The following is an 11,834-nucleotide window of genomic DNA, read 5'->3' on the forward strand; positions in this document are numbered from 1 at the left end:
CCGGTATAAAGTATGGGGGCATGAGCAGTTACACAATTTAAATTACAGCCTCATTACTGACTGCCCTGAAGCATCACCTGAGAATTTCTCATCATCACTATCTTTTTTACAGATTACCCAACTCCTTTCTGAGGAGAGGGGCTAAGGATAGAAAATCGTTGGAAATTAAATCCTTTTTAATTATTTAGAGACATAGTCCAATACAGGCATATTGATTAGCGGGCTGATTCATGGCAAGGACTCCAAGAACCCCTGATAATTACTAGCCCGCCAGGAATATTTGCTCCTGCATGAAACTTATAGTAATCCCATTTTTTATTGGGGATACCAAGCCGGTCGAATAATATAGTTCCTCCGCGAATGCGATTCCCTCTTCCCAACAAGGTAGATTTTTATAACCTTCTCTCTTACTTTTCTGTTGGATTATAGAACACGCCGAACCACTCATTCTTCTGGCCCACACTCGTCGCATATTATTCATGACGCGCCTGAATCAATCATCCAGGCGCGACTGAGGTATTGGTTTTCAATATTGTGAAACTCACAAACATCGCCAGCGAAGAATATATCTACTCACAAGACACGATTAAATCACATATAGTATCTAATCGGTTTCTCATCTGCTGAGTCAAGCGTCCAATTCCCAGTGCCCTAGAAAATTCAACATACTGTCCTTTATCTTTACAGCAATCTAATATCTGTTTGATTTCCTCTGCACAAATATTATCCAATTTCCCCACTTCTTCGTCTCGGCCTTCAGTTCGGGCAATCCGCAAAGCAGTATTGGCATTTTGTTTCGGCCAATAGAAATGCCCTACACTCTCTTTTGTGTATTTTCTACTTTCCGCTGCAATCTTTAACACTCTATCTCGAATTTGTCTTCCAGTGCGCTGGAAGCCGTGCTCACGAGCGACTCTCCGTACTAGAAGTTCCTCATGTATCGGGCCTTCAATGTCGATCAGATACTTAATCATTTCTGTGAGCGGGGAATTATAGATAGATTGGTAGAACTGTTCTGGGTCGAGAGAAAACCCTGACAAACTACCCTTGGAGTAGCAAGTAACTAGTTCATCTCTATTGGCAACACACAGGTTCTCAGATAGCTCTTCAGACTGAGAATTAGACACTTCCCCATTCACAAGATGATGGTCTGTTTTTTCTTTTGCTTGTCTATTAGCCCTTTCCTTTCGCACCTCTTCTAGACACTGTTTCAAAGCCTTATCTAACTCCTCAAGGGCTTTGGCACGATTAGTCCACCAGTCCGTAGACCACACCCTGAAGATCGTCCAGCCCAGCCCTTCAAGTACTGACTGGCGAATTTTATCGCGCTCCCGTGCATTGGCGGAGCTGTGATACATAGCACCATCGCATTCAACACCGGCAAGATAGAGACCCGGTTCATCGGGGTCCACTACGCCGAGATCAATACGATAGGCAGATACCCCGATCTGGGGATGCACCGTCCACCCTTTACTCTGTAGTCCCCTCGCCACGGCCACTTCAAATGGAGACTCAAAGTCTCCCATAGAACCGTGTATAGCGGCTCCCAGTGCAGGTGCACCTCTCTCTGCATATTCAAGGAAGTGTTTGAGGTCGGAGACTGCCCGCGCTTGTGTTCTGGCCAGATCGATACGCTCAGGCAGCAAAGTTGAAAACACGATCATTTCTGAGCGCGCCCGGGTCATAGCAACATTCAGGCGACGCTCCCCTCCGTTCCTATTAAGCGGCCCAAAGTTCATGGTGACATGACCGGTTTCATCGGGGCCGTAGGTGATACTAAACAGAATCACATCCCGTTCATCTCCCTGCACCGTTTCCAGATTCTTCACGAATACCGGCTCCAGGGTAGTATCTTCGGAAAATGCCCATTCGATAGAGGGATCTTCGGAACGGGCCTTATCCAATAGATCTTCTATCAAGGTCTGCTGTTCCGAATTAAATGTCACCACCCCGATAGACTGATTGCGTACTACTGTATCCGGCGAGGTAAGGCGTCGCACTATCTGCGCGACAATAGCTTTTGCCTCACCCTGATTATGCCTGGCCTTACCACGTGCATAAAAACCTTCCGCCCTTACCAGGGCAACGCCCTTATCCGGGTGTACCGGGGCGGGAAAGGTGATCAATGAGTTATCGTAATAACGGCTGTTTGAGAACGCAATCAGGCTCTCCCTACGCGATCGGTAGTGCAGATTTAGGACTTGCTGGGGAATACTCGCACCGATCAGCTCATCCAGAATGCTTTCCAGATCAGCATCTACACCACTATCACCATCCGGGTCATCATCCGATCGCGTAAAAAAATTAGTCGGGGGCATCTGTTTGGGGTCACCCGCAACAATCACTTGCTTGGCGCGAGCCAGAGAACCGACCGCATCCCAGACCGTAATCTGGGATGCCTCATCAAAAATCACCACATCAAAAAGTGCCTGTCCCGGAGAGAGAAATTGTGCAATTGAAAGCGGTGACATCATCAAGCAGGGGGCAAGAGTCGTGACAGTTTCCGGGATCGTTTCCATCATTTCCCGAACGGGTTTATGTCGGGTTTTCTTCTGGAGTTCATGGCGTAGAATGCCCCAGGAGGAACTGCGTTTGATCTCATCAGGATTAGGAATCTGGCCTGCGAGCTTTGCCGCAATATACTGTGCCGTCAACTTACTAAACTTTGTATCCAATTCTCTGAAGTTCTGAATAGCCACTTCATGTTCTGGTGACGAGAAAGTCCTAAGTACCTCGTCCTCCCCGATAACGGCTGATGACCACCAAGCGCAGTAGGCAGCTTCAAAAATATCAGGCACCTCTTTGGAGTCGACGCTGCCATTTTCAATAGCCTCCACCAATGGCCCCAACTGGTAATCCAGTGCTTCGGTGCGCCTACGCACCCAGGCACACCAATCTTTCAGGGAAACATGGTGATCCAAAATCTCCTGGCACAGAGTATCCACCGTCCCCAACGCTGGTGTTTCAGCGATGAAACTTGTCTCCAGTGAATTGCCAATCAAATTTTCCAATTGCTGTCTATTCGCATTGAATTGCTGCAAGGATGCCAAGAAATCAGCAATCACCCGCCCTACAGATGCGTCGGGCGCAAGGAGGTCATTCCCTTCGCAAAGTAGGGTGCGGATAGTGGTACGTATCGAGACGAGGGATGCTGCATCACCAGCCAACTTTGCTACAGCCACACGAGTACGAGTACCCAGTAATTTGAGTGCAACAATAGCCTGGGGGTCAGAAGCATAGGAATTCCAACCTTGCAGCCCCTGTAACCCCCCATCCAGGCAATCAATATTGCCACCGAACTCGCGTAACTGCTTCAATAAGGGGATATCGTTATCGGGGTCAGGTTGCCCTTGTGCACCGTTCTGGCGCATCTGTTTCAGCAAACGATTCTTGGCGAAGAAGCCCTTGGGCCACCAGGCCTCGCTCGCCTCATTCCACGCCTGAGAGAGGTTGTCCACATCCAATTTCTTCCAGGCCAGAGGTTCGTAATTGCAACTGAGGCGGGCCTGCGCAGCATTATACTTCCCAAGCTGAATAGCGGCCTCTTCCAGTGCCTCTAAACGGTCCTGTGCGTCCGGCTCCAGTGCAAAATCGACCTGTTTGCGGTAGGAGTCCATCAGTACCTGGCTTAGCTCTGCAACTGCATCTAGCCTGCCGAGCCCCACCTCTCCGAAACTTAGCCCGGCAGCCTTTTCTAGCTCTGCCAACATTGCAGTAACCTGGCCCGTGCTTACTTTCAGCAGACTGGCGGCCTTAACCACTTCCTCCTGCCAATGTGGCCGCCAATCGTAACTAGCGATTGCTTTCAATGGGTGATCCGCAGGATTACCCATTGCCTTTGCTTGAACACTCAGTAATTCGGCGATATCGCGCAATTTTTGTAGTTGCTGCTCATCGTGATAATCAGCATTGGGCCAGCTCAAATTCACCCTCGCAGCCAGATCGGCATCACGTATCTTGACGCCGATCGCGTAGTGGGCGGTCAAGCCGTTTCGGTGATGTTTATGCAGGGTGTTAACAACCAGATTCAGGCGATCGCGCAACGCTTTCAGGCGTTCGGCTTCGGCCCGCCAGTCTTTTACTTGAGATTGGGAGAAATTACCCCAGGACGTTCGCAACTGCTGTAGCACATCAACTTTTTTTGCCTTGTTTGAATGCAGTTCCAAGCAAAACTGTCCCAAACCAACATCTTTCAAACGACGATGTACTACCTCCAGCGCGGCAGTTTTCTCTGAGACAAAAAGTACCTTCTTGCCTTTGCCCATCATATGGGCAATAAGATTGCTGATAGTCTGGCTTTTACCGGTGCCGGGCGGCCCGATAATAACAAAATCCTTGCCGCGATCCGCTGTGGCAATGGCAGACATTTGCGAAGAATCTGCGGGCAATGGCGTCAACAGGTCTGCGGGGGTGTACTCCCTATCAATATTACCGGAATCAACAAAGCGAATATCACTCTCATATGGCTCCCTGGGTGTTTCCAGCAGATGTTTTACCACCCGGCTCCGCTTCAGCGCTTCGGCGCGATCCACAAGGTCTTTCCACATCAGGTATTTGGCGAAAGAGAAGTGACCGAGTACTACCTCCTCAACCACTTCAAACCCTGGCACCGACTTAATTGCCTGCCGGATTTGATTCCAAATTCCGTTTACGTCGATGCCGCTGTGGTCCCGAGGTAAATCTCCGTGCAGTCCATTAATTTCTATACCGAAGTCATTCTTCAGCATCTCCAATAGGGTGGTATTAAATTTTGGCTCGTCGTCATTGGCCGTTATCTTGACGCCACTACGCACGGATTTACGTTCCAGGGTCACCGGCAATAGGATCAACGGGGCACGGGAACGACGCTCGTCTTTTTCCTTTTGTTTCCAAAACAAGAACCCAATCGCCAGAAACAAGGTGTTGGAACCGCCCTCCTTCAGCGAAGTTTGCGCCTTGCGGAAAATTTCAACAGCACGCCTCTCCAGCTCTTCCTGGCTAAGCTCGACCAAGAGTTGCTTTTTGCCCAGGGCATCTTGAGCATATTCTTGCTTCAAGTCCTGCCCAGTTCGCTGCTGATAAATAGCCTCATCCTGGTCCTGTGCTTGAAGCTTGGGGAAAGGTGCGATGGATATTCGCGCTCCAGCAGCTAATACATCCTCCAACGCACCGGGATCTCCGCACACAAAAGGCAGGCTAGACTTTCCCGACTTATGATTTAACAACGGATTGCGGGCTGAAAGATCCAGTAGCTTACGCTGCCAGCGATCCAGGCGGCCGCCGGGGCTAAGTTCCTCAACTCCACCACCCTCATACGCGGTATTCGAGGGCAGTCGCGGTGCATATTCCAATCCGGGCTCAAGCGTGGCCTCGACTCCTTCAACACCAGTGGCACTGACAGTCGAAGATTTAAGGCTGATTGGTTTGATACGATGCGCCCGCGCCCTGCGGATATCGATCACGGCAACAAACTCGTGATCTTTTTCCAATGATACTGCGCGACTCCCCTGCTGAATCGCTTTAGAAAAAGGGATCGCAGGATGCGATGTTACCGCCGTCGTCTCTATCAGGATCAATTCCTTCAGGGGAATACGTTGACGCAGGATTTCACCTTCATCCACCATCACGCTGGAAAGCTCTTCCGCCTGCAGCCAGAGCCCCACCAATGCGTGGCCTTTCATCAACACCACCATAGGGTTAAGGCCGGCTTGCTCAAAGGCTGCCGCGAACAGCAATGTGGTGTCCAGACAAGTTGCCACCCTGGCAGACTCGATATGATTTGGTAGACGGATTTTCTGGCCATTGCATTCAAAACTGGAGGGCGGCAAGGCATAACCTAGCTGTAGTTTTAACACAGACGAATAAATGGCCGAGGCTATTAACCAGACTCGCTCCCGACTTTTGGAGCTATAGCCATCAATCGCATCGGGTTTACCGGCCTGCCTAAGTATCTGGCTGGCCTGCCCCAGTAACCGATCGATCACTGGATCATTGGGTGTGCAAAATGCAGCCAACAATTCAGGCATATAATCTGAACCACCCCACTCATTGCGGGCCAGTAGTTCCAGCTCAATATTCATTTCTTGCAGAAGTTCGCCTGCGCAATTGACTCGAATCGTCACTACACCGCGCATAGACTCGGTCAACTCAAACAGAAATCCTCCATCCAGTTCGAGATCGCGGTCTTTCAAGGATAATTGGCCACCTGCAGAGAGGCGATCTACCACCCAGGTTTTCTGCTTCAAGAAGGCTGGCGACGCTTCCAGGGTTACCGATAGTTCAGACAAATCCTGTTCATTGTCTCGATTCTCAATTTTGAGTTCCCGCAGCACGGCAAACGCACTCTGGTGACAGGCGAAATTGATCTTTTCTGCGAATGTGGCGTGAATCAAAATCGCCCGCGTTTCCCTCTCTGACATGGAGTTGTCTCTCATTGCCTCAAACTGTAGGTTTTCTATCGATACATCTGTTATTTGACCAGTCATAGCCAGGCCATCGGCATAGCATCTCCCGAATAATAAATTTACGCAAAATTAAATGGGAGGAAGCGCTAACGTTAAGCAACGAGAACGGAAGTTATCGTCGCTACTGTAGATAAGGGAGATCAATAAAACGTCGATTTTCAGATAGTTACATAGTGGCTCAATTCAAGCAAACTCGTGAGTTACTAACAACTGCCTGGTTACTACATCTCTCCCCTACGGTTACCCATTATTATCCTTTGTATTAGCCTTTATCGTATAAGTAATTCACTGACTCGTTTCATGGGTTAGCTTTTTCGTATTATTCAAATAATTCAGCAGACTGCAGGAAAAGTATTTTGGGCTGCTTTGCCAACTCAAACAGGGAGATTTAGGCCACAAATCAAGCATGCAAGGATTTGGTTTTCTGTGGAAGAATTGCAGACAAGCACGATAAACCTAGCGTTAAAAAACCACCGAAGGCATTTTTCAACAACCTGTTAGGGTCATAATTATTCAATCCTATGGGGTAAAACCATCTCCAAGGGGATACTATTTTTTCGTTATCACTCAGTTAGATGATAACCAATCGCCGCCCAGAGTACTCCAGCACCTCCCGATACAAAGAAACTCGTTTCACCTTAAATTTCAAGCGCGGCCCCTTTTTAATACAAAAAAACGATAACCTTTGCTAAGCTGGGCCAGGTATAGGTCTGGCCTGCTCCGCTCGCATATTAGTTCAACACCCAAATACCCCTGTCGGGCACCAATAGGGATATCCAAAAAAAAACACCGTTAACTTTACCGATCACCCCCATCTTTTACTTCAAACTTTGCCCGCACCTCCAGGCAAGGTAGTTGATACGCGGTGCAGGAAATCTTGATCTACCTCAACTTCCCCAGATCCATCTGCGCGCATTATGCGCAGCAAATTTATTCGATGAGATAGGCGCCAAATTCGACGAGTGGGACGATTAGGCACTCTGGCTGGTGAGCCCATCATGGTAGATTAGACCTCTCGGTCCAATGCAGGTCGCAGTGGCCAGTAACACTCTTTGTTGAGGAGATAAGATGGAGCAGCAAAGCACCGTATTCGTGGTAGTGGACCCTAACGATGAAAAGCATGTAGCTCTGCAACGAGCCCTGACTACTTCGCGGGATCGGAATCCCCAACCGCGCTTAGCCATATTTGTGGCCGTTGATGGCGAGGCCGTAGACACCCGTGCAGTGAACGATCACTTGTTCCGCGATGAGTCCTGGTTCCGCGAGCAGATTCGTGAACCCATCTCAGAAGCGGGCCTTTCCTGTGAAATCAACGTGTGCTGGTCCAGCGACTGGCAAGCGGCTATCGTGCAGGAATCCAAGCGCTGCAATGCAGAAATGATCTACCTACCGGTACATGCCAAGAACAGTCGCCGCTTTACCTTTGCCGAATCCAAGTGGCAGGTTCTGAAGACAGCACGCAGCCCGGTGGTTCTGATCCGCCCCGGTGCCAAGGAGGAGCGCAAGGTGGTACTGGCCACGGTAAATTACCAGGCGAAAACCCAGGAGCAGCGCCAGCTAAACCGCCAGATCAGCGAGCGCGCTACTTATATCGCAGGCCATTATGGGGCTGAACTGCACCTGGTAAATGCTTTCCTGGACTCCATGCTCTACCCTGATCGCGGTGCCCTGGCCAAGCTTGCCGATAAAACCGGCGTACCCACCCATCGTATTCATGTGAAACGCGGCTACACCAGTGATGTGGTTGAAGAAGTGGCCCGGGAAATTGATGCGGATCTGGTGGTGATGGGGACCATGAATCAGTACGGAGGAACCGGCTCATTCCTGCGAGGCAATACCGCCGAGCGCGTTATTGGCCAGTTGGATGTGGACGTGATGGTGTGTAACCAGTTTACCAACACCGAAATGAACGATGATTAATTAGAACGGCTGATTTAAGGTCTTGATAAGCCCCGGCAGCCGAGACGCTGCTGGGGCTTATTTATTGTCTATGTTTTCTTCGGTTTGGCTGAGAGCAGCAGCAACGCTCCCTCGGTATCAATAGTTACCCTGCCACTTTTTACTTTGGCTCGCTTGCCTGAATAGTGATCGGTCAGTTCGCTACCCTCGGCAAAGATCCCTTCAACAAGAATGCGCTTTTCCCCCTGAGGTAAATTCAGTGCCACAACTACCGGCTGTTCACCCGCTAATGTACGCGTGAAAGTATAGGGGTTGTCGGCGATCTTTTTATGCACACCAGCCCCCACTGCAAGGTGAGCCTGCCGGAACTGACCCAGCTTCTGCCAGTGCACCAGTAATTCACGGGTCTCAGGATTTTTTAAGTCATCCCAGTTCATGTTGGTGCGCAGGGAGGCATCGCCATAGGCACGATCATCAATCATCGGGCGCGCCAGTTCGTCACCGTAATAAATCTGTACCGCGCCGGGAGCCAGCATCAACTTGGTGGCGGAACTCACCGTTTGTTGACGTTCACGATCAAAAGAGTGGTGGTCATCGTGTGAGCCCAGGTAATTGAGCACCCCCAGTCCTTTTAGTTCGCCGCTATTCAGCGCGGCGGAATAACTGGAGAAAATGGCCTCGGGCAACTGGCTGGCAACCTGGGCAAAGCCGAAGTTAATCAGGCTGTCAAAACCGTGCTCGTAGAAATCCACGGTCTTATCGCTGTAGTCGTAGGCCCGCCCAACGCTGGGACCGAAATTGTTCACGCCAAAGTGGTAGACCTCGCCCACCATAAAGAAATCGCGGTCATCCAGCTTTTTCTTTGGATTGTTGGTTTTCCATTCTGCCAGGGCCAGGTCTGCCTCCTTTTTCAATACTGCCCAAGCTTCGCCCTCAACGTGTTTCACGGTATCCACACGAAATCCATCTACGCCGTATTCGCGCACCCAGTCGGTTAGCCACTTGACCAGATAATACTTGGGCGTTCGTGGATAGTCGGTGCGTTCGAAGAAAGTATCCAGCTCACGCTGTTCCTGTTCCAGGCGGCCCTCTTTCTTCCATTTTGCAAGCAACTGCGTCGGCAATTCGACTGCCTCTTCGCTCTCAGTGAGGATATCGGTAAGGTTCGCGTGTATTGTGCATTCAACATTGCCGGCATAATCCGACCAGTCACACGGTGGCCCCTTGCGCAACCAGGTCGCTGGCCACTCCGGGTCCTGCTCGGTGACGGGCCCGGTGTGATTGAGGATCACATCCATCAAGACACGGATACCACGGCTATGGGCGCTCTCAATCAGTTCCACCAGCTCGGTTTCGCTGCCAAAATTTGCATCGACCGCAGTCCAATCCTTGGGCCAGTATCCGTGGAAAGCATAGGTGCGCTTGTCTGATTCGTTATAGCTGTGGATGTTTTCAATCACTGGGGCCAACCAGATAGCGTCGACCCCTAGATCATTAAAATAACCCGCTTCAATTTTCTCGATCACACCACGCAGGTCGCCACCTTCAAAACCGCGCAGGTAGTCGGCATCATCCTTGCGTCCATAGGGGAAATCGTTGGCAATATCACCATTGTGGAAGCGGTCCGGCAACATAAAGTAAACCGTGGCATTGCGCCAAAAAGGATCTACCGGCTCGACGGCTGTGGCAGTCTGCACAGCTCCTAGAAGCAGGCCAATCAATAAGCTGGTGAATTTTTGCATGGTTATTTCTCGTATCCGCCGCTCAGATTTTGTCCAGGCCACTCTAATAGGCTCAGTAATTCAAACATCCTCCCGCTCGGGGGCGTAGACATTATGGCAACCAATTGATAGTCGCTCGCTGAGGGCGTTTACTCCAAGGTGTTTACTACCGGGTGTTTTAGCCATGGTAAAACTATTTTGCGACTGGCGCCTGCGCAGAGTAATGTAAAACCGGAAGGCCGCGAGAAACCGCAGCGCTTTGTCGTGGTCAAAGCGTCACATTCTGATAGCAGTCAAAGGAGGCAGGGAATGTCGGAACAACAGTCTAGGCAAGGGTGGATCATCGGCATTATTGTGGTGGTCGTCGTCGCTGCAGCAGCCTATTGGCTCTGGACCGGCGAGGAAAAGAAAAAAGAAGTTCCCGCAACCGGTGTCATTCAAGAACCGCAAACCGCTCCCGAATCGGAGGCTTTGGCAGAACCTGAAAGCCAGGAACCCGCTCAGCCGCCCGCGGAGCCTGTTATAGAAGAGGAGCCTGGCACAGAGCCGCCTCCCCCCCTCAACGAGAGTGACAAGGCCGCATACGATGAGCTGATGACTCTGGCACCCGACGGCGCTCTTTCCCGTTGGCTGGTCTCTGACGAAGTGGTGCGCAAGTGGGTGGCTGCTGCCAACGCTGCATCACGGGGTGATCTGATTCACAAGCACCGCCCATTAAAAACCATTCGCGGCCCAATTAAGGTTACCGGCTCGTCAACGGAAGGGTATCAGTTATCGACAGACAACTACCGCCGCTATGACCAACCGGTACGGCTTTTTGCATTAGTGAATACCGATACCGCCATCAAGATGTACCAGTACTGGTATCCGCGCTTGGCGCAGGCCTACAGTGAGCTGGGTATTCGCAATAAATCCTTCCACCAAGTGGTGATTGGAGCCATTGATAATGTGCTGGCAGCGCCGGAAGTCGAAGGCCCAATTCAATTGATCCGCCCATCCGTATACTACAAATTTGCGGACCCCAAGCTGGAGAAGCTGCCCGGTGTGCAAAAGTTGATGATACGTATGGGTCCGGACAATGCTGCCCGGGTCAAGGAAAAACTGAAGGAAATCAGAGAGAAACTGGAGGAGATGCCAGTTCAGGAGCAACCTCAATAGCACTCGGTGGTTTATACAGAATCACCTGACTGCGCAATCGGTGGCAAGCTGTTGGAAAAATATTTTTCGACAGTTTGCCTCACCAGCTAACAGAGGGGAGGGAGCAGGCCGCTGCGAAAGTATGTAACCATTTGTTTTCTAAGAATATTTAGTGGGCGCAAGCTATTTCCCCAACGCCTGCTTGAGAGCCCTACCCGCGTTAAAGCTCAACTCTTAAGCCGCTAATTTACACAAGCACGCACTGCGTTCTATTCCCACTCGAATCAATCTGCATTAAAAACACACAACGCTGCCTACACCCCGCCCAATCGATACTCTCGGTGTTTCCATTGAGGTATATTACTGGCTGTTTCAATTAACACACTGAAGATATAGCGGTAACGGAGTGCCGCCGCTCCACGACAACTGTCACGATCCAATGGAGCCCAGGAACAGCTCCAGGGGTAAGCAGGAGTAATTAAGCCAAAGGGAATCACATCATCCCGTGCCACTCCTCAGTGTCCAATCCAAGTCCCTGACTGTGTCGGTTACCGCCCGATCTAGGCTGCAAATAACAATCGAGAGTTATTGTCAATTCTGGTGTTCAACAGGCCTGATCAAGCAGCGCTCTGGT

Annotated in this window: 4 protein-coding genes; 2 read left to right on the top strand and 2 right to left on the bottom strand. The window is 50.5% G+C overall.

Annotated features, from left to right (window positions below; translation table 11 throughout):
• Window positions 1-569: 569 nt before the first annotated feature.
• Window positions 570-6,464: an anti-phage protein ProA gene (gene proA, locus MO867_RS18245; RefSeq protein WP_252471842.1), complete on the bottom strand. Its 5,895-nt coding sequence runs from the start codon at window positions 6,462-6,464 to the stop codon at window positions 570-572.
• A gap of 1,047 nt (window positions 6,465-7,511) precedes the next feature.
• Here proA and MO867_RS18250 point away from each other — a divergent pair.
• Complete coding sequence (locus tag MO867_RS18250) at window positions 7,512-8,363, top strand: universal stress protein (RefSeq protein WP_252471844.1); 852 nt, start codon at window positions 7,512-7,514, stop codon at window positions 8,361-8,363.
• Between the two features lie 68 nt (window positions 8,364-8,431).
• Here MO867_RS18250 and MO867_RS18255 read toward each other — a convergent pair whose 3' ends face one another.
• Entirely contained in the window at window positions 8,432-10,084 is a 1,653-nt protein-coding gene (locus MO867_RS18255) for an alpha-amylase family glycosyl hydrolase (protein WP_252471846.1), read from the bottom strand.
• Between the two features lie 288 nt (window positions 10,085-10,372).
• Between MO867_RS18255 and MO867_RS18260 the strand changes: the two genes are divergently transcribed.
• The gene (locus tag MO867_RS18260) at window positions 10,373-11,221 is read left to right on the top strand and encodes a DUF3014 domain-containing protein (RefSeq protein WP_252471848.1); all 849 of its coding nucleotides are present in this window, start codon (window positions 10,373-10,375) and stop codon (window positions 11,219-11,221) included.
• Window positions 11,222-11,834: the final 613 nt, after the last annotated feature.

This window comes from Microbulbifer okhotskensis, assembly GCF_023895975.1.
Classification (GTDB): domain Bacteria; phylum Pseudomonadota; class Gammaproteobacteria; order Pseudomonadales; family Cellvibrionaceae; genus Microbulbifer; species Microbulbifer okhotskensis.

What these genes read in the sequence shown, in the direction of transcription:
- proA (WP_252471842.1), bottom strand. Translation starts at nt 6,464, where the DNA reads ATGACTGGTCAAATAACAGATGTATCGATAGAAAACCTACAGTTTGAG.
- MO867_RS18255 (WP_252471846.1), bottom strand. Translation starts at nt 10,084, where the DNA reads ATGCAAAAATTCACCAGCTTATTGATTGGCCTGCTTCTAGGAGCTGTG.
- MO867_RS18260 (WP_252471848.1), top strand. Translation starts at nt 10,373, where the DNA reads ATGTCGGAACAACAGTCTAGGCAAGGGTGGATCATCGGCATTATTGTG.
- MO867_RS18250 (WP_252471844.1), top strand. Translation starts at nt 7,512, where the DNA reads ATGGAGCAGCAAAGCACCGTATTCGTGGTAGTGGACCCTAACGATGAA.